The 18,433-nt window shown below is 68.4% G+C and carries 18 protein-coding genes and 4 pseudogenes; 10 read left to right on the plus strand and 12 right to left on the minus strand.

Going from position 1 to position 18,433, the window contains the following annotated elements; translation table 11 throughout:
• Window positions 1-122: 122 nt before the first annotated feature.
• From ABFX81_RS41560 to ABFX81_RS41585, 6 genes are all read right to left on the minus strand, one after another.
• Window positions 123-476, minus strand: a complete 354-nt coding sequence (locus ABFX81_RS41560; protein WP_086851959.1) for a cupin domain-containing protein — start codon at window positions 474-476, stop codon at window positions 123-125.
• A gap of 330 nt (window positions 477-806) precedes the next feature.
• Entirely contained in the window at window positions 807-1,541 is a 735-nt protein-coding gene (locus ABFX81_RS41565) for an SDR family oxidoreductase (protein WP_086851960.1), read from the minus strand.
• A gap of 72 nt (window positions 1,542-1,613) precedes the next feature.
• Window positions 1,614-2,720: an alanine racemase gene (locus ABFX81_RS41570; RefSeq protein ID WP_086851961.1), complete on the minus strand. Its 1,107-nt coding sequence runs from the start codon at window positions 2,718-2,720 to the stop codon at window positions 1,614-1,616.
• A gap of 123 nt (window positions 2,721-2,843) precedes the next feature.
• Window positions 2,844-3,317 carry a RidA family protein gene (locus tag ABFX81_RS41575; protein ID WP_346139666.1) on the minus strand — a complete coding sequence of 158 codons (474 nt, stop codon included), beginning with the start codon at window positions 3,315-3,317 and terminating at the stop codon, window positions 2,844-2,846.
• A 1,335-nt stretch (window positions 3,318-4,652) separates the two neighbouring features.
• A complete protein-coding gene (locus ABFX81_RS41580; protein WP_086851963.1) occupies window positions 4,653-5,339 on the minus strand; it encodes an FCD domain-containing protein in 687 nt (228 codons plus the stop codon).
• 637 nt (window positions 5,340-5,976) lie between these two features.
• Window positions 5,977-6,234 (minus strand): hypothetical protein, encoded by a 258-nt coding sequence (locus ABFX81_RS41585; protein WP_086851964.1) that lies wholly within the window; start codon window positions 6,232-6,234, stop codon window positions 5,977-5,979.
• A 107-nt stretch (window positions 6,235-6,341) separates the two neighbouring features.
• Between ABFX81_RS41585 and ABFX81_RS41590 the strand changes: the two genes are divergently transcribed.
• The 6 genes and pseudogenes from ABFX81_RS41590 to ABFX81_RS41615 form a co-directional block, all read left to right on the plus strand.
• Window positions 6,342-7,022, plus strand: a complete 681-nt coding sequence (locus ABFX81_RS41590; protein WP_086851965.1) for a haloacid dehalogenase type II — start codon at window positions 6,342-6,344, stop codon at window positions 7,020-7,022.
• A gap of 50 nt (window positions 7,023-7,072) precedes the next feature.
• Window positions 7,073-7,558, plus strand: coding sequence for an Atu1372/SO_1960 family protein (locus ABFX81_RS41595; RefSeq protein ID WP_086851966.1), 486 nt, complete (start codon window positions 7,073-7,075; stop codon window positions 7,556-7,558).
• Between the two features lie 20 nt (window positions 7,559-7,578).
• Window positions 7,579-7,926, plus strand: a complete 348-nt coding sequence (locus ABFX81_RS41600; protein ID WP_346139667.1) for an SDR family oxidoreductase — start codon at window positions 7,579-7,581, stop codon at window positions 7,924-7,926.
• Window positions 7,923-9,326 (plus strand): NAD(P)/FAD-dependent oxidoreductase, encoded by a 1,404-nt coding sequence (locus ABFX81_RS41605; protein ID WP_346139668.1) that lies wholly within the window; start codon window positions 7,923-7,925, stop codon window positions 9,324-9,326. The genes ABFX81_RS41600 and ABFX81_RS41605 overlap by 4 nt, the downstream gene beginning before the upstream one ends.
• Before the next feature lie 19 nt (window positions 9,327-9,345).
• Window positions 9,346-10,491 (plus strand): N-methyl-L-tryptophan oxidase, encoded by a 1,146-nt coding sequence (solA, locus tag ABFX81_RS41610; RefSeq protein WP_086851967.1) that lies wholly within the window; start codon window positions 9,346-9,348, stop codon window positions 10,489-10,491.
• A 9-nt stretch (window positions 10,492-10,500) separates the two neighbouring features.
• Window positions 10,501-10,878: pseudogene (locus ABFX81_RS41615) on the plus strand (MFS transporter); the annotation flags it as partial.
• On the opposite strand, the pseudogene ABFX81_RS42360 reads toward ABFX81_RS41615, so the two are convergent.
• Both ABFX81_RS42360 and ABFX81_RS41625 read right to left on the minus strand, forming a co-directional pair.
• Window positions 10,878-11,224, minus strand: a pseudogene (locus ABFX81_RS42360) (transposase); the annotation flags it as partial. The pseudogenes ABFX81_RS41615 and ABFX81_RS42360 sit on opposite strands and share 1 nt — an antisense overlap.
• A gap of 22 nt (window positions 11,225-11,246) precedes the next feature.
• Window positions 11,247-11,744: a hypothetical protein gene (locus tag ABFX81_RS41625; RefSeq protein ID WP_086851970.1), complete on the minus strand. Its 498-nt coding sequence runs from the start codon at window positions 11,742-11,744 to the stop codon at window positions 11,247-11,249.
• 46 nt (window positions 11,745-11,790) lie between these two features.
• On the opposite strand from ABFX81_RS41625, the gene ABFX81_RS41630 reads away from it, so the two are divergent.
• Together ABFX81_RS41630 and ABFX81_RS41635 are read left to right on the plus strand one after the other, a co-directional pair.
• Window positions 11,791-12,327 (plus strand): dihydrofolate reductase family protein, encoded by a 537-nt coding sequence (locus tag ABFX81_RS41630; protein ID WP_086851971.1) that lies wholly within the window; start codon window positions 11,791-11,793, stop codon window positions 12,325-12,327.
• Between the two features lie 383 nt (window positions 12,328-12,710).
• On the plus strand, window positions 12,711-14,297 hold the full coding sequence (locus ABFX81_RS41635) for an amidohydrolase family protein (RefSeq protein WP_346139669.1): 1,587 nt from the start codon (window positions 12,711-12,713) through the stop codon (window positions 14,295-14,297).
• Window positions 14,298-14,956: 659 nt separating this feature from the next.
• On the opposite strand, the gene ABFX81_RS41640 is transcribed toward ABFX81_RS41635, so the two are convergent.
• Window positions 14,957-15,241, minus strand: coding sequence for a hypothetical protein (locus ABFX81_RS41640; RefSeq protein ID WP_346139670.1), 285 nt, complete (start codon window positions 15,239-15,241; stop codon window positions 14,957-14,959).
• 264 nt (window positions 15,242-15,505) lie between these two features.
• On the opposite strand from ABFX81_RS41640, the gene ABFX81_RS41645 reads away from it, so the two are divergent.
• Window positions 15,506-16,111, plus strand: a complete 606-nt coding sequence (locus tag ABFX81_RS41645) for a dihydrofolate reductase family protein (RefSeq protein WP_044577946.1) — start codon at window positions 15,506-15,508, stop codon at window positions 16,109-16,111.
• A gap of 241 nt (window positions 16,112-16,352) precedes the next feature.
• On the opposite strand, the pseudogene ABFX81_RS41650 reads toward ABFX81_RS41645, so the two are convergent.
• Together ABFX81_RS41650 and ABFX81_RS41655 are read right to left on the minus strand one after the other, a co-directional pair.
• Window positions 16,353-16,582 (minus strand): annotated as a pseudogene (locus tag ABFX81_RS41650) (thioesterase family protein); the annotation flags it as partial.
• A gap of 12 nt (window positions 16,583-16,594) precedes the next feature.
• A pseudogene (locus tag ABFX81_RS41655) lies at window positions 16,595-16,923 on the minus strand (branched-chain amino acid transporter permease).
• A gap of 47 nt (window positions 16,924-16,970) precedes the next feature.
• On the opposite strand from ABFX81_RS41655, the gene ABFX81_RS41660 reads away from it, so the two are divergent.
• Entirely contained in the window at window positions 16,971-17,198 is a 228-nt protein-coding gene (locus ABFX81_RS41660) for a hypothetical protein (protein WP_346139671.1), read from the plus strand.
• Window positions 17,199-17,399: 201 nt separating this feature from the next.
• Here the strand turns inward: ABFX81_RS41660 and ABFX81_RS41665 are convergent, their stop codons facing one another.
• Window positions 17,400-18,287 (minus strand): helix-turn-helix transcriptional regulator, encoded by an 888-nt coding sequence (locus ABFX81_RS41665; protein WP_346139672.1) that lies wholly within the window; start codon window positions 18,285-18,287, stop codon window positions 17,400-17,402.
• Between the last annotated feature and the right edge of the window lie 146 nt (window positions 18,288-18,433).

The raw sequence follows: 18,433 nt of genomic DNA on the forward strand, positions 1-18,433 counted from the left end.
GTGAGGCGAAGTGGAACCTGCGATTGAGGGACGTGCCGAGCGGTCCATCGGCCGCGCCGACGTTGCTCAGCGGGTAGCTTCGCGAGAGGTCTCGAAGATGATCGGGTCGCGCCGCATCGGCGTCACGTCACGGTCACGTAGATCTTGCGCACGGTTTCGATGGTCTTCCAGACGCCGACGTAGCCCGGCTTCATGACGAAGCTGTCGCCGGCCTTGTAGAACACCGGCTCGCCGCCTTCGGGTGTGAGTTCGACGACGCCGGAGAGGATGTGGCAGAACTCGAAGGTCTCGCCCTTGATCGAGCGGGTCTCGCCGGGGGTCGCTTCCCAGATGCCCGTATGGATCGTCTCCCCACGGGCGACGTCCTGGGCCCAGGTCCTGAAAGTGGGGTTGCCGGAAATCAGGCGTTCCGGGAGCGGGCCGGACTCGCGCGGCGCGAAGGAGGGATGGGTGTCGATGGCCTTCAGGAGCGACATGTCTTTCCTTTTGAGCTTGAGGAGTTGGTAGCCGCGGCCACGATCGATGAGCCCTTGCCTAGCGGCGTCTGGCACGCACTCGTGGGCGTGGCCCGGTCGGTGTGCGGAGACCGGCGACGTGTCGCGGCTGGTGCGGGGTGGCCGGGTGGCACGGATGCGGTCTCGGCATGGGCGCAGTGTGGGTGGCACCGTTCGAGTGCGGCGAATGGGGGACGCGCTCGACGCGTGTTCGATCGTTCATGCCGCAATCGGTGGTCGTCCGAGGCAGAAGGCGAGACAGACGACAGGTCGTGCAGCCCCCATTGCTGGTGGTGATGCCCAGCAAAGTTTTCAGAAGGCGGTGTAGCCGCCGTCGACGGTGAGGACTGATCCGGTCACGTACGACGACTCCGACGATGCGAAGAAGAGCACCGCGTCAGCGACCTCTTCAGGGGTGGCGAGGCGGTTGAGCGGGATCTGGCTCTCGCGCTCCTGGCGGTAGCCCTCGGGGTCCGCCCTGCGCTGGAACGACGCTTCGATGATCGGAGTGGCGGTCAGACCCGGAGCGACGACGTTGACGCGGATGTTGCGCGGGGCCCACTCGATCGCTGCGCCCTTGGCGAGCATGATGAGGCCCCCCTTGGCGGCGGAGTACAGGACCTGCCCGGACATGCCGACCATGCCCAGCCGGGAACTGACGCAGACGAACGAGCCACCAGTCTCGGGCATCAGCGGTGCGAAGTGCTTCATCACCAGGAACGCGCTGAGCAGGTTGCTCTCCAGCACGTTCTTCGCGTCGTCGCAGGCCATCTTGGTGAGCGGACTGACGGCCTGCAGGCCGTGGTTGAGGACGACGACGTCGACGGTGCCGAAGGACTCCGCTGCCTGCTTGGCCAGGCGCTCGACGAACGCCTCGTCGTTGAGGTCCCCGGCAACGTACAGGTCGTCGGGCTCAGCGCTTTCCAGTCGCTCCCTGCGGCCGGTGAGCAGTAGTCGCGCGCCCTCGCGGCGGAAGTGGGAGCTGACGGCTTCTCCGATGCCACTGCTGGCGCCGGTCACCAGGGCCGTGACCTTGTTGAGTCTCATGTCAGGCACTCCTTTACGGGCAAGGTCGGTCGGGTTGCGGGCATGGCCAGGGGCTCTTGTCCCCGGCACCGGTCAGTTGAGGAATCCGCGGGCGTCGACCGGCCACCGCTCCAGCGACGTGCCCGTGCTGTCGGTGACGATCAGTTCCTCGAAACCGAGGACGACCGGGCACACGTGGTTCGGCACCACGGGGACGACGGTGCCGACGCTGGGGCGGAACTCGCCGTCCTGCAGCGGGAGGAACCCGTGGTACTCGTTGACCTTGGATAGGACCGCCTTCGTGCCGGCGATGCCGCCGTAGCCGATCTCGGGGCTTCCTTCTTTGCTGAGGGCCTTGTTGCCCACATCGACGATGACCTGGTCGGGGACCCAGTCACTGACCACGGTGCCGGCGACGAACAGCGCGATCTGGTCCTCCGTGCAGGAGCCCAGCCGGGCGTTGTTCAGATCGCCGAAGACGTACTCGCCGGGACGGATCTCGGTGATCACGCCGCTCGTGGAGAACTCGAGGGTAGGCGTGGAGCCGGCGCTGACCACCTCTACGGTGACCCCGACACCTTCGAGGCTGCGTACCGCGGTGGTGAGCGCGGCCTCCTGGTCCTGCGCGGCGCGCCGGCGAGCGTCGGGGCCGGCGCCGCCGTGACCGGGATAGGTGAAGACGCCCACCGGCACCAGACCGCGCTTGCGGGCGGCGAGCGCGAGGTCGCCCGCGAGCTCGGGCGGCGCCCCGGAACGACGAGCGCCGCAGTCGACCTCGACCACGACCTGCAGCCGGTCCGGTTCGTCTCCCATCGCGTCGGCGAGGGCCTCGATCGCCGCGACGTTGTCGACGCCGACCCGCAGCCGGGCGGACTCGGCGAGCCGGCGAATCCGGGGCTTCTTCGATCCCGCGGCCCAGATCGGGTAGGCGAGGAAGATGTCGTCGAAGCCGGCCGCGGCGAAGACCTCCGCCTCACCGACATTGCCCGCGGTGATCCCGACCGCACCGGCCTCGATCTGGCGTCGGCCGATCTCCACGCACTTGTGTGTCTTGACGTGCGGCCTGACCTTGAGGTTGTGCTGGTCGGCGAAGCCCTGAATGCGGTCGATGTTGCCCTGCATGACGTCGACCAGGACGATCGGAGCGGGGGTGTCGATCCGCTCGACAAGAGCGTCGAGCGCTCGTTGCAGCCGGTTCACGCTGCCCTCCTTGTGGTTGTGCCTGAATGATCGGGGAGGGGGCGCGGGTGCTGGTTCCCCTCTGCTGCGAACACGCGCGACCCGCGACATCACGCGCTTGCGTACACCGCCGTCAGTCCCGCCCTACACCGCGGTGCAGACCATCTGGATCTCGACCGGGCTGTTGACCGGCAGCCCGGCGACGCCGATCGCCGTGCGCGCGTGCCGTCCGTTCTCACCCAGCACCTCGATGAGGAGCTCACTGGCCGCGTTGGCGACCTGCGACTGCTCACCGAAGTCCGGTGTGCTGGCTACGAAGACCAACATCTGCACGATCCGGACCCGCTCCAGATCACCCACCGCCTGCACAGCGGCGGCGAGGCAGTTGAGCGCGGCATGGCGCGCGAACTCCCGCGCCGTCTCCAGCTCGACGTTCCGGCCGACAATGCCCTGACCCAGCAACCAGCCGTCCTGGTAAGGCAGTTGGCCCGAGATGTAGATGCTGGAGTCCACACTCCGGTGGTGCACGTAGTACGGGTTCTCACGGAGCTCGGGAAGGGCCAGACCCAAGGCCTGGAGCCGGTCGGAGGCCGAGCCGGTGTCCGCTGCCGAAGCCACGGACCGGCTCATCGCGCCGCCTCCGTGGACGGAACGGGACACATGCCCACGCAGTTGTCCACGAGAACCCGCTTCGTCTGAATCTTGATCATCTGTACTCGGCTCTCCTCTCGAGTAACAGTGGCGACATAACGCCGCACGGTGGCTTAAAACCGCCACCCTTGTCGTTTGTCGACCATATGAGGGGCTGTTGAGTACTGTCAATACAAACTCAGCCTCGATGCGACCTCGGACACCACGTGCGGCTGGAAGCGAAGGTCGACGCGCGACCCGGCTCACCGGTCTCATCCGGTTCGGCATGGACGAGCATGTGCTGAGGCCCGGACGCTGCGGCAGCGATCAGAGGGCGGCGTCCGGGCAGGCCAAGAACGCATACTCGTACGGACAGTGCGCATTCGGCGACCGGTGATGCGGGTGCGACAAGCGCACCACGCGGTCAGTTCGCCGTCTTGGCCATATCGCAGGTGTGGCATACCACCCTGCGTGCCGCGATACGGACGGACGCAGCGCCGCGCCGAGGGAGGTGAAGCGTCCTCAGGGCAGTGGCCGACGGCGTGCCGGGAACCGCAAGATCCAGGGAGCGGGGGTCGCGTCCGCGTCGTGGTGTAGGGATCAAGCGTTACGCGTTCCGGTACGAGGATCCAGATGATCTTCGCCGAGTCGGCGGTGCACGAGGAGCCCCGGTGGGGCTAGTTGAGCCGCCTGGTCACGGAGCCACCGCCGCCGACCTGCGGATTCCGGCGCTTCGCCCAGCGGGCCGAAGCCAGGGGCAGAACCGGTGATGGCGGTGACATGCCTGAACGGCACCAGTCGCACCGAGCTGTATCGCTTCGCGTCCACTTCGCTGAATGAGGTTGCCTTTCCCGGACGGGAGACGGCGGTCTGGTGCGCGCGCGGGTGGGAGATTGAATCGACGGAGGGACCCGGCGAGACGTCGTCACCAGCCGGCGCTGTGCAGACCGGTTCCTGCACTCACGCGGCCCACGCGGCATGGAGCCGGAGATCCACGCCTGCCGACGACACTCAGCTGAAGGTTTTCCCGGGGTGATCGGCGCACGGGAGTCGACGCCACCTGCTCCGCGGGAGAAGCCGCGCGTATGACAGAAGGCCGCACGACCCGCCCTCTCCTTGAGAACGGACCCGCCAGCGCAGCTGACCGCGCAGCCGTAAACGCCCACTCCCTACCCGCTCCACCGTGCCGGTGGCTGGCAACCCTCAGTCAAGATCCGCTAAAAGAACGCGTGAACGGTGCGAGTTTGATGCTTGCTTCGGGCATTGGTCTACAACGTCACGGCGGCGAGCGGGCTTGGACACTTCACGCACGTCGGCATGGCCTCATGCATGCCGGGGCGCGCGTCCCCCTGGCTCTCCCGTCTGGGCCCCCAGCCCCATGGGGAAGTGGGCAGCAAGTTCCTGGCGGAACGCGTCGGTGTCGCCTTCCAGGGCAACCGCGGCCAGCCTCTCGTGCTCGACGACCAATTGATGGGGATCGTCGCTGTAAGTGCGGTGATCGACGCTGAGGTGGAGGCGCAGCTTGGTCTCCCAGCCGTTCCAGAGACTCTGCAGAACGCCGTGCCCCGAGAGATCGTAGAAGAGCCTGTGGAATCGAAGGTGCGCGTCGATGCTGGCCGGGATGTCGTCCTTCTCCATCGCCCGGCGGAGATCCTCCACGGTTTGCAGCAACTGCGGCCGCTCAGGACCGCGCAGTGCTTCGGCCGAGAGCTCCGCGGCGTACGGTTCGACACGTAGCCGGACCGAGTCGATCTCGGCGACCTCGCGAGCGCTCACCTCTACGACGAACGCCCCACGGTAGGGGAATTTTACGACGAGCCCTTCCTCCTCCAGCTTGGTCAGCGCCTCGCGCAGCGGGGACCGGCTGATCCCGAGATCCGCGGCGATGTGCGCCTCCCGCAGCTGGCCACCAGGAGGTACGGTCCCATCGAGGATGGCGGCACGCAGTGTGCGGTAGACGCCGTCCGGCGTCGTCATCCGCTGCTCCTGCCACTCGAACTTGTGGTCCACCCCGGCGCCCTCCCACAGTCTTGTCGACCCATGTGGTCGTTTGTCGACTATACCCCCGCTGGTTTTGCGTCCACACCTCAAGTTGGTTATCTGGCACGGAGCTCACTGAATGCACAGCGGTGCCCCATCCGGCTCACGGGTCGCGGCGACAGGTCGGCGTCTCGAGGGGTGCCGTTTGACTGTCAGGCCGATGCCGGTCCGGACGCGGGTGCTTGTGGACCTGCAGCGGGATGCGGCCGGCCAAGGAGCGCGGCGGTCCGGGGATCGGCGTCCCAGGACGCGCGACACAGCACCTTCGCGTCTCCGGACGCCGACTCTTCGGCCTTCTTCGTCCAGTCGGTACCAGGTTCTTACTGAGAAGCCGAGCACCTGGCTGGCCGGTCACGTTGTCGCGGCCTGCTCGATGAGCCGCACCCGGCGCTTGTACACCTTGCCCTGGTGGGTCGCGGGATCGCCTTCTTCAAGGTCCGGTGTCACTCCAAGCCGTGGTCCCGAGTCCTGCGCAACGTGACGGGGAGATCGGCAACGTCGGCGATCGCATGCGCGTCGTCGGCGTTCATCACGATCACCAAGGGGCACTCCTCGGCCAAGCGTCTCCAGTACCTACGCACCTACGCTGACACCGGGGTACGCCCCCTCACATGGGAATCCCCTCGTACACCGCCGGACCCTCGCTCTCCGGGTACTCCACGCCGAACCTGCGCATGGTCCGTTCCAGCGAGTGGACCACGACCTGGTGGCACGGCTTGCACTCGCCGAGGCGCTCGTCGATCCGGTACTGGTTGCCGGTCCGCATGAACTCGGAGGCGACCTCGGCCGAGAGCCGATTGCGCCCGACCCGGCGGATCACCTCGTTCACGCGGAAGTGGATCAGCGCCGGCTCTGTCCGATGCACTCCTCTGACGCTGTTGACACTCGAGCCTGATTTAGTCGACAATCGACCAACCCGGTCGACATTCGACCAGAGCGCCAGGCTGCTCCACTGAAGCACTAGGAGGACCAGTGGTATTCGACGTCAAGCCCAAGTTCGTGACGTTCGACATGAACGGAACGCTGATCAAGTTCAGCATCAACGACACGATGCGTGAGGTCCTGGGCGACCGACTGCCGGCCGAGCTCGCCGATGAGTACCTGCGGATCTGCAAGGCGTACCGGATCGACGAGTGCACGGGCGCGTACCAGCCGTTCCACCAGGTCGTCGCTCGTTCCATGGAACGCGCCTCGCGCAGCGTCGGTCTCGAGTACCGCGAGGACGAGGCGCGGGCGGTGTACGAGCGCATCCCCACCTGGGGCCCGTACCCCGGTGTCACCGAGGCGCTGAACCGCCTGGCCGAGGCGGTCCCGCTGGTCATCATCACGAACAGCGACACCGCCCATGCCGTGCGCCTCGCCGAGAACCTCAAGGCCCCGTTCGAGGTCATCATCAGCGCCGAGGAGATGGGCGTCTACAAGCCGCGACTCCGCGCGTTCGAGTACATGTTTGACAAGCTCGGCGTGACACCCGACGAGCTCGTGCACGTCTCCGCGAGCCCGATGTACGACCATCGCTCCGCGGCCATCATGGGCATCAAGAACAAGGTGTACGTCGACCGCGGCTTCGAGCACGACGAGCACTGGCTCGGCTACGAGCGGATCACCGACATCGCCGACCTCCCGGTCCTCTTCGGCCTGCCGCGCCCCTGACGCCCGAGCGGAGAACCGAGAAAAATGATCCTCAGCAAGGCGGTGGCGGCATGAGCCAGCCCCTGCCTCGAACCGTCAAGGGTGACTCGGCTTCAGAAAGGCTCCAGGCCCTGGGGCTGAAGCTACCCGTCCTCGCCGGCACCATGTACCTCGTGCCCCACCGGGCGGTGGGCTCCGCCATCCACCTCTCCGGCCAACTCCCGTTCAAGGACGGCGAGCTGCTGAGTCAGGGCGTTGTCGGCCGGGACGTGGAGCTGGAGACCGCGCAGGAGCTCGCACGCCATGCCGCGCTCAACGCGCTCGCCGCCGCCGTGCAGGCGGTGGGCGACCTTGACCGGGTCCGGATCGTGCAGATGCTGGTCTTCGTGGCCAGCACGCCGGACTTCGGTGAGCAGTCGCAGGTCGCCAACGCGGCCAGTGAACTGCTCATCGAGGTACTGGGTGAGAACGGACGCCACGCCCGCACCGCGATCGGTGTCGCCGGGCTGCCTCTCAACACCCCTGTCGAGATCCAGGTCATCTGCACCGCTGTGTAGCGGCGGGCCAATCATGAGCAGTGCGGCGGTGGCCCGGCTTCAAGACGCACGCGACGCCCTCGGCCAGCACGATCGACACCCCGGTGCAGATCCTGCTGGCCGACGCGATGCAAGACAGCGTCGGCCGAGTCATCGAGGCGTCCTTCCGGCGCAGGTACGACCCAGAGGCCACCCGCCGTGAGCGTGAGGGGCAGATCCCGCTCCAGCGCCTCGCCACTCCCGAGGAGATCGCCGACGCCGTCCTGTTCCTCGCGTCGTCGGAGTCCTCGTACATCACACCGGGGCAACGCACCCCGTCGACGGCGGCCACACCGCCTTCCAGCAGCGGCCCACGCGATTTCCAGAGACAGATGAAGGACACACCATGAACGCCCTTGCGGCACCACCCCGAAACGGAGAGCTCGGCTTCTGGGTGGCCCAACTGGCCGACAAGAGGCCCTCGTTCCCCCGCTTCACTGGCCAGGACTCCGTCGACGTGGCCATTGTCGGCGGCGGCTACACCGGCCTCTGGGCGGCGTACTTCGCCAAGAAGCTCGAACCGTCGCTCTCGGTCGCCGTCTTCGAGGCCGAACAGTTGGGCTACGGCGCATCAGGACGCAACGGCGGCTGGCTCTCGGCAATGCCTCCGGGAAACCGTGCCACCTTCGCCCGCGCCGGGGGAGGGCTGGAGGCGAGCCGGGCCCTGCAGCAGGAGTTCGTCGCCGGCGTCGACGCGGTCCTGGACATCCTCCAGGCCGAAGGTATCGACGCCGATCAGCACAAGGGCGGCGCGCTCGTCGCCGCCCACACTCAGGCGGGGCTGGGCCGGCTGGTCACCAGGCGTGATGCCGACCTGAAGTACGGGCTGACCGACGACGAAGTCCATATGCTCGACCGGGACGAGTTCCGGTCCCGGATCAACATCTCCACCGTCCACGGCGGGCTCTTCTACAAGCACTGCGCGCGGTTCCATCCCGCGAAGCTCGTCTACGGCCTCGCCGAGACCCTGACCTCCATGGGGGTCAGGATCTACGAGGGCAGCCGCGTGGACAGCGTCGCGGACAAGACCCTCACCCTGGCCAACGGCCGTGTCACCGCGGCCAGGACGTTCATCTGCACCGAAGGCTATTCGGGACGGTTGCTGGGCAGCCGGAGCCTGATCCCGGTCAATTCCTCGATGATCGTGACCAAGCCTCTGCCGGAGGAGGCATGGCAACAGATCGGCTGGGACGGGCCCCAGTGCCTCAACGACTCCGCGCACACGTTCATCTACGCCCAACGGACGTCGGACGGCCGTATCGCCATGGGGGGCCGCGGTGTCCCCTACCGCTTCGGGTCCGGCACAGGGGGAGACGGTGCGACCGCCCGATCCACCGTCGACCTGATCTCGCAGAAGCTCAGTTCCTTCTTCCCGGGAATCCCCTTCGAGGTGGAACACGCCTGGTCGGGAGTCCTGGGCGTCACGCGGGACTGGAACGGCGGCGTGCACTGGGACCCGGCGTCCGGGATCGGGTCGTCCACCGGCTACGCCGGACACGGTGTCACCTCGGCCTACGTCGGCGGCAGGACTCTCGTGGAGCTCGCCTTCGAGAAGGAAACCGAACGGACCACCCTTCCCTGGGTCGGCTACCAGGCACGGAAGTGGGAACCGGAACCCATACGCTGGCTGGGCGTTCACGCCATGTACCGGCTCTTCGGTATCGCCGACCAGTGGGAAGAGCGCAGGGGCTCCAGCAAGACCTCACTCCTGGCCAGATTCGGCAGCAGGCTCGCCGGACTTCACGAGTAGCGAAAAGGAAACTGCTCTCATGGACGCCAAACTCGCAGTCATCGGCCTGGGCAGCATCGGAAGCATGGCCCTGTGGCAGGCCTCCCGGCTGTCCGACTCGGTAGTGGGCTTCGAGGCCGCCACCCCCGCCCACGGCCGCAGTGCCGTGGGCGGAGACACCCGCCTGTTCCGCATGATCTACCTCGGCAGACCCGATTACTATCCCATCATCGAACGCTCCCGCGACCTGTGGGCCGAGCTCGAAGCGGAAACCGGGCAGGACATCCTCACCACTACCGGGGGCCTGTCCATCGGGACCGCGAACGGCAGCTACATCAACAGCCTCCTCGAGGCCACACGCGTCACCGGAGCCGAGCACTGCGTCCTCAGCCGGGAGGAGTTGGCGGAACGCTACCCCCAGCACAACCTCCGCCCCGACGACTGTGCCATCTTCGACCCCCACGCCGGCGTTCTGCGCACCGACCGCGCCGTCAGCGCCGCTGTCGCGGCGGCCCAGGCAGGCGGCGCCACCGTCCTTCAGAACACACCCGTGGACAGCATCACCGGAACCGACCACGGCGTGGTCGTCACCTCGGGCGACAGAACCTGGACGTTCGAGAAGGTCATCGTCGCCTCCGGCGGCTGGTCCCGAAGGCTCATGCCCGACCACCTCAAGGCCGTCACGGAAACCCATCGGATCGTCCTGACCTGGTTCATCGCCCAGGACGGCACGCAGTTCTCGCCGGAGAACTTCCCCATCTTCAGCCGGTGGTACGAGGATCGCTCCATGTACGGCGCACCCGCCGTCGACGGCGTGACGGTCAAGGCATCGGTGGACGGACCGCTGTCCGGGCGTGCAAGGGCGACCCCCGACCCGGACTCCGTGCCCAGGGAACTCACCCGGGAAGAAATCGCAAGGGTCACCGATATCGTCACCGAATTCTTCCCCGGCCTCACCCCCACCATCGTGCGCTCCGACGCCTTCCCCGACCTCTTCACCGACGACAGGCACCCTCTCCTCGGCTGGCTGGACGAGAACAGCAGGATCTACTGCGCCACCGGATTCTCCGGAAAAGGCTTCAAAATGGCCACCGGCTATGGCCACATCGCCGCACACGAGGCGCTCGGCAAGCAGACCATCGAAGGCCTGGACTTCGTGCGTCCGGACCGGTTCAAGACCAGGTAACCACCACCCACCTGGACGGTGATCGGCGCGGTGCTCCTCATCGGCTTCGCCACCGCGCTGTTCGCCCCGGCAGAGTCCGAAGTGGCCCGGCAGGCAGTGATCTGGGAGGAGGAGGGCCACGGTTCACGCACTCGGGTGCTGGCTCTGCTGAGCGCGGCCGGACAGGCCGGGGCCTTCGTCGGCCCGCTGCTCGGCGTCCTGCTGCTCGCCGTGGACTTCCGCGCCGCCTGCCTCGCCGGAGCCGCCGCTTTCGTCCTCGTCCTGGCCGGACACGTATGGCTGATGCCGCAGCACATCCCCGGCCGAGTGCGCACCCGGCAGTGGAGCGGCACACGCATGCTGCTGCGCAACCGCCGCTTCCTCGCCCTGTGCTGCGCCTACGGCGCCAGGCGCAGGCGGAAGAGGACTTCCCTTGCGGCTGCGGCGTCGTACAGGTCGGCCGGGGTGAGGATGACCATGAGGGGCAAGCCGCGGGTGTCGACGACCAGGTGGCGCTTGCGGCCATTGATCTTTTTGCCCGCGTCGTAGCCGCGGGTGGCCTTGGAGACGGTCTCTGCGGCCTTCACGCTCTGGGAGTCGATCACGGTGGCCACCGGTCGGGGCCTCTGCCCATGTTTCGGCGGATCCGCCCCGCCAGCTAATCCCGGATCTGGCCGATGATGCCGGCGGCTGCCCAGCGGGTCATGAATCCCCAGACCGTGCGCCAGGGCGGGAAGTCCGCAGGCAGGGCTCGCCTTATGTGGAATCGAGCCGGGCTAGTAGTGCGGCCGATTGCAGAGGAAGCAGCCCTCCCAGAGCGGGAGCGCGCTGAGGACGCGGTGGCGCACGCACGAGGCCATCGCGGCCTCGTCCGGGCCGGGGAAGCCGCGTGCGGCGCTGCTGCCGGCGGGCGGGGTGCAGGACTCCACCATGGTCGTGAAGCGGTGCAGGTAGTCATGCACGCGGGGCGGGTGGTAGCCCAGCTCGCTCCAGCGATGTCCGCTCGCCGCGAGTGCCGTGGCACGCAGCACGAAGTCCTTCGCGCGGGCGCGTTCCCGCTCCGTCGCACCCCAGTCGAACTCCGCCAGGTCGAACCCGACGGCACCGCGCCCCATGACGTTCTGGTCCTGCAGCGTCAGCAGCGCCGCGAAGCGGAAGTCCCAGTCCTCGGTGGCGAGATCGGACACGGCCAGCATCAGCACGTCGATGAACACCGCGGTGGCGCCATTGGACAGGTCCAGGTCGTGGCTACCGCCGGAGAAGATGTTGCTCACCGACCTATGATGCGATCCCGGCCCTCCACCTGCTTGGAGAAGACGCATGACGGATGCGAGCACCGGCAAAGTGGTCGTGAACAGGGTGATGTCCCTCGATGGGTTCATCGCCGGTCCCGGCCACACCATGGACTGGATCTTCGAGCACATGACGTCGGCGACGTTCCCGGAGGTCATGGCGGCCACGGGTGCCATGCTCATCGGCCGGGGCACGTACGAGGTCGGCAAGCACATGTCCGACGAGAACACCGACTACGACGGCGGGGCGCAGTTCGTCCTCACCCACCGCCCGCCCGACGAGCCGGACCCCAACGTCACCTTCCTCACCTGCGACATTCAGGAAGCCGTGGCCACGGCACGCCGCGCCGCCGGCGACAAGAACCTGGAGATCCTCGGCGCCGACGTGGCCGCCCAGTGCCTGCAGCACGGCCTCGTCGACGAGATCCTGGTGTACGTGCTGCCGGTGCTGCTCGGCGACGGCGTCCGCTTCGCGCCGCCGGGCCTCGACCGGATCGACCTGGAACCGTTCAGCAACGTCCAGTCGGGCGGGGTCACCATGCTGCGCTTCCACGTGCGCAAGTAGGCACGGTCGCAACCACTGGCCTGCTGTCACGGCCCCCATCCCGTGGGGCAAGCTCCCCACTCTCGCTGAACATCAACTGACCCGACGGCGGCTGCAGTTCACGCGCAAAGAGGATCCGCTGCCAGACGCCCTCGTTGGGGATCCAAAGTGTCTGCTCGAGGCGCCGCACGAGCCCCTGCCGAGGAGGACGGCCACGGCGGCAGCTTCTGTATCGCGTCCGCACCACGCCGGGCTCGTCGGCCCCCGCCGGGGAGGCCCCCGGTGGTCCCAGCAACACCCTCATACACACCGTCTGGCCGCACTGTCCTATCGCCCTGTGTCCGCCAGAGTCGTGGGGGTCGGCGGACACGGCCGACGGGGTCACAAGCAGGAGGGGAAACAGCATGTCCGAAGCAACAGTTGGGGCACATCGCGGCCTGGACCGACGAGGGTTCCTGGCCGGGGCCGCCGTCGTGACGGGTGCGGCACTGACAAGCACGGCGCCCGCCGACACGGCACGCGCGGCCGGGACGAGGGCCGGAATCGGCGCCGACAGCGGCCCGTTAGCGCTCACCCACGTCACCGTGATCGACGGATCGGGAGCACCGCCGGCCCCCGGCATGACGGTCGTCGTCGAGGGCGGCCGCATCACCGGCCTCGCCCCGAGCGCGCGCACCCGGCTTCACCCGGACACCCGCACGGTCGACCTGACCGGCAAGTACCTGATCCCGGGACTGATCGAGGCGCACACCCACAGCGACGGCCCGGAGACAGTGATCCCGGCGCTGTACGCCCTCGCCGGCGTCACCACGGTCCGGGAGATGCGGGGCCAGCCGGTCCACCACGAGTGGCGCGAGAAGATCCGCAGCGGTGCACTGCTCGGCCCCCGCTGGGTGGTCGGCAGCCCCATCGTCGACGGTGCGCCCTCACTGTGGGCGGCCGACGTGGGCCCAACCATCGAGGTGCGCGACGCGGCCGAGGCCCGGCGCGCCGTACGGCGGGTCAAGCGCGAGGGCGCGGACTTCGTCAAGGTGTACTCCCGCCTGTCCCGCGAGGCCTACTTCGCTATCGCGGACGAGGCCCGGCGCCAGGGCATCCCTCACCTCGGGCACTGCCCCGACACCGTACGGATCGCGGAGGCGAGCGCAACCGGCCACCGCACCATCGAACACCTGCACGCGCTGCTCCTGGCCACCTCACGGCACGAGAAAGAGATACGGCGCCGCCTGGCCGCCGTACGGATCGACCCGCGCGACCCCAGCAGTTTGTCCCGCTACCACAGCTGGTTCCAACAGGTGCATCCCCTCGAATGGCGGGCGGTGCAGGGCTACGACCGGGACCGGGCGGACGCCCTCTTCCGGAGTCTGGCGGCTGACGGGACCGCCATCGTCCCCACGCTCAGCGTGCACCGCACGCTGGAGCTGCCCGACGACGTTCCGTCCCGGGTCGAGGAGTGGAAGTACCTGCCCGCCTGGCAGGTGGAGAGCTGGCCGGACCAGCTGGCGGCCCTGACCGGTGGGCGCACCCCCGAGCAGGACCGGCAGATCCGCCGGATCTTCGCGCACCGGCTCCAACTGGTGAGCGAGCTGCACGGCGCGCGGGTGCGGCTGGCGGCGGGCACCGACACCGGTACGGGATACCTCGTCCCGGGCTTCGCCCTCCACGACGAGCTGGCGCTGCTCGTAGCGGCCGGCCTCACTCCGGCTGAGGCCCTGCGCGCGGCCACGCGGGACGCGGCCCGCACCCTCGGCCTGCCCGCCGTGGGCACCGTGGCCCGCGGACAGGCTGCCGATCTGCTCGTCCTCGACGCCGACCCGCTGCGTGACATCCGCAACACCCGCCGCATCCACGGCGTGGTCGTCGACGGCAGGTGGATCCCGCCGGAGGAACGCCGGCGGCTGCTCGCGGCGGTGGAAGAGGCCGCCGCACAGACCCCGCCGCCCCGTGAGGGGGCAACCATGACGGGCTGCGGCTGCGGCGGACACCCCTGACAGCCCTCCAGCGGCGGCCTCGCCGAGTAGTAGTGCCAGCCGCAGCTCAGACGCGCTGCTGCGGCGCCTGTCCGCCGGGTTGCCTTAATACATCCGGCCGAGAGCCGAACGCGTCCGAGGCGCTGGTGACCCTGCTCCCACAACGGCTGCGCGAACGGATTCCCCTGGGGGGCGGGCAACGGCCGGCCGGTCGATCCGTCCTCCCACCCCACGACGACCGTCGGCGGCCGCCGCTCCCGCAGCTCCAGCCACTCGCAGGCGACCTGCACCCCGTACTGGGTGGGGAACACCCGGGTCCGTCCGGCCCGCGGCAGGGTGATCCGGTCGATGAGCCGACGCAGCCGGCAACTCCAACGGGCCGGTGAACGGGCCTTATGCAAAGACGCCCATATCCCACCACCGCCCGAAGCGTGCCCGCCGTATCGCGACCGCGGAGGCCGCCGGCGACGACCCGCCCGGCCATGCCCAGGCAGACACTGGCCAGCTCGGGCGACCGACCTCAACCGGACACCGGTCAGAACCAGCGGCTGGACTGGGCACGCTGATGGCGCTCTTTGCTATTGGCCGCCCCCTGCTCAGGGGTGTCCCCACACCTGCTCGCGATTCCCCAGCTGTGGAATGACCTCCTCGGGCAGGGCCCGTTTGTCCTCTGCCGATGATCAGGTCTGGTTTGCGATCCGGCGGCCGAGCTGTTCGACGAACTCCTGCAAGCTGGAGGCGGTGACCTCGAAGTCGTCGAACCAGGAGGCCGTGGTGGACTTCCGGACTCGTCCGCTGGCTCCGAGCGCGAACAGATGACCCCCGCCGTCGCCGGCGAAGACCAGCGCGATCGGTTCGCCGTCGATCGGAGCGGGGCCGTACTCCCGGAAGTGCTCCGCCGCCGTCGCAGGTGAGTGGATGAAGTACCCGCTGTCGACGTCGGGCAGCGAAGCCGCACCGATCACCCAGTAGAGCGTGGTGGGCCGTTCGCGGGTGGGGCTGAGTTGGGGTTTTGACAGAACGCAAACCGCCGTTCTCAATCGCGTGGAGATCATTACCCGACTGCGTGCATAGTGCAATCACGTGGGTCTCCGGCCTTCCGAATCAGTGCCGCTCCACCGACCTGATCGGCTGCAGTCATGGGTTTTCTCGCTACTCCACGGCGCGGCCGATGAGTTTGTGGCTCCCGGCCGGTCCAAGCTCGTGACACCCCAGGAAAGGACACCGCCATGTCGGAGCTTCTCGTCGACTTCATCACTTCCCTCGACGGCCACGCATCGGGAGAGGGATGGCCCGGGTTCTGGGGCCTCGAGGGCCCGGAGTACCTCGCATGGCTCGGTGAGCAGCCCGAGGCCACCTACCTGATGGGAGCGAACACCTACCGCTTGATGTCGGGCTTCGCCGCAGGCGAGGTCCCGAATGGCCAAGACGAGTTCAGGCCTGAAGAAGAGGCGTCCGTCGACGAGCTCACGCAAGCGTCCAAGGTGGTGTTCTCCTCCTCACTCGAGGAGCCACTGACGTGGGCCAACTCCACGCTCGTCCGCGACGACGCCGTCGAGGCGGTCCGCGCCATGAAGTCGAGTGGCTCGGGGCTCCTCAGCACGATCGGCAGCCTCAGCCTGTGCCGGTCCCTGCTGAGAGCCGGACTCGTCGACCGCTTCCGGGTCGTGATGTTCCCGGTGATCACCGGGGCCACGGGCGAGGAACGCATCTACGACGGCTATCCGGACGTTGCCCTCGAGATGATCGAGCACCGCACCTTCGACGGCCGCATCCAACTGGTCGAGTACAAGCCCCGCGTGCTCGAGCACCCGCCGCTCGGCGTCCCTGCGTGACGCCGCCCCGTCCGCCGGTCCGGACGGCCGCAAGGCCGGCGCCGGCAGGCGCGGAGCTGGCCGGAACTGCCCGCACTGCGATCAGCCCGTCACCATCGTCGCCCTGCTGGCCACCCCGGAAGCGGCCCGTCCCACCATCGCCGGCAGAGTTCGCGAGATCACCAGGCCCGGCGACCTTCGGTCGCTGGGCCCTCACACGCGCTCTTCACTCCCCACATTCCCCACACGCTTCAAGGGCTGCGACCTGGATCTCACACTCATCGAGGGCGAGGCGGCCGAGGATGTCGAAGCTGATCCGGGACACGACCAGCTCGTTGTCCGCTCGCCCGGCCAGGTACCGGTCGATGGCGTGGACGATCAGGCCGCCCAGCGGGCGGAAGTGCTGGTCGTCGGGTCTCATGCCCCGCTCGCGTGTGCGGTGGGCTTGTAGCGGCGTTCGTCGATGGGCTCGAGTAGCTGCCAGTGCTCAATAGGTTGTCCTTCTCAGCGAGTGAAGGCGGCGCTGGCCAGCGTCACGTGGACGGCGGTGCCGCCCAGGATGCTCAGCAGGGCGTTGCGCCGCCACAGGTGCAGGGCGACGGTGACGGCGAGTGCGGCGAGCGTGGCCGCGGCGCGGGCTTCGGTGACGGGCAGGTCGTGCAGGCAGTAGACGACCAGGATCACCATGACGCCGGCGGGCATGCGGGTGCTGAGGTACTGGACGGTGCGCTTTCGCGCAGGGGGGCGAGGGCGGCGAAGGGCAGGGCTCGCAGGGCCCAGGTGACGGTGGCGGCGACGAGGACCGCGACGATGGCGTAGCGGGCGTCAGGCATGGCGGTGCTTCCTGCCGGCGGCGAGGTGGCGGGCGAGGAGCCCGGTGGTGAACAGGGCGAAGGCGACCAGGAGCGTCTGGTCGGGGAAGATCAGCCGGGCGCCACAGCGGACAGGAACCGCCGACCGCCCCGCCGCCGATGCCTTCATCAACCCGGTCGACATCACCGGCACCGACATCGTCCGCGTTGTTGAAGGCAAGATCACCGAGATCTACCACGTCGAAGAACTGCTCAAGCTCACCCAACAGATCAGCACCGGCGCGCAGCCGGCCTGAAGATCGAGATCTTCTCGGACCACGCCTGCCCCTGAGACCTGATCGGCGACCGCCGCCTCGCCGCGGCGCACTCGTTCCAGGGGCCAGTCTGGGAAAGGCATGCCGGCGGCACCACACCGAGCACCAGGCCGTGGACGCTGCCCGCGACCAGGCCCTCGCGATGATCGGGGAACGCTCTGGCAGCGCCTCCAGTGAGGCCGGCTACCGCGCCAGAGGATCGGTAGGGGCGGCACCGTCCCGGGAACCCGTCCACGAGGCCAGCAGGCGCAGGGCTTCTTCGGAGGGCGAGCCGGGTTCGGCGGTGTAGATGAGGAGGGTGAGACCGGGTTCGTCGTCCACGGCCGAGCCGTGCCAGGCCAGCGTGAGCTCGCCGACGACCGCGTGGTGGAAGCGTTTGACACCGGTGCCGTGACGGCGCACGTTGTGGGATCCCCATCGAGTGCGGAAGGCGTCGCTGCGCGTGGACAGCTCGCCCACCAGATCGTGGAGGTCCTTGTCGTGCGGGTTGCGGCCGGCCTCGGTGCGCAGCACGTCCACGGTCATGTCGGCGATGAGGTCCCAGTCCGGGTAGAAGCGGCGGGCCGCCGGGTCCAGGAACTGGAAGCGGGCCATGTTCGGCGGTGTCGTGCCGCTGTCGTAGAGGTCGGCGAAGAAGGCGCGGGCGAGCGGGTTGGCGGCGAGCAGGTCCAGACGGCCGTTCGTCACGAACGCGGGCCCGGCGGTGACGGCGTCCAGGGTCCACTGCAGGTTCATGGGCAGGGCCCGCTGCCGGCTGGAACGTGACCGGGGGCGGGCGAGTGTGTCGGAGCCTTCTTGAGCCTGGGCCAGGTGGAGCAGGTGCGCTCGTTCGACCTCGTCCAACTGGAGTGCGCGGGCCACCGATTCGAGCACCGCGGGGGAGACGCCGGCCAGGTTGCCGCGTTCCAGCTTGCCGTAGTAGTCGACGCTGACGTCGGCCAGCGTGGCGACCTCGCTCCTGCGCAGTCCCGGGACTCGGCGTCGGCTGCCGGACGGCAGCCCGGCCTGCTCCGGGGTGATCTTGGCTCTCCGCGAGGTGAGGAACTCACGGACTTCGTCACGGTTGTCCACGCCTCCGACCGTACGCCGACCGCTCGGCCGTAGGGATGTACTGCCAGTGCATGGTTCAACAGCCACTGGTTGCCCGCGCGAAACGAGCGTTCCCTGGATGACGTGGCACTCAGCCCGTCCGGCCGTCCGACGCGGCCCGTCCCCCC

Origin of the sequence: Streptomyces coeruleofuscus, from assembly GCF_039532725.1 — a bacterium.
In the GTDB taxonomy this organism is placed as follows: Bacteria; Actinomycetota; Actinomycetes; order Streptomycetales; family Streptomycetaceae; genus Streptomyces; species Streptomyces coeruleofuscus.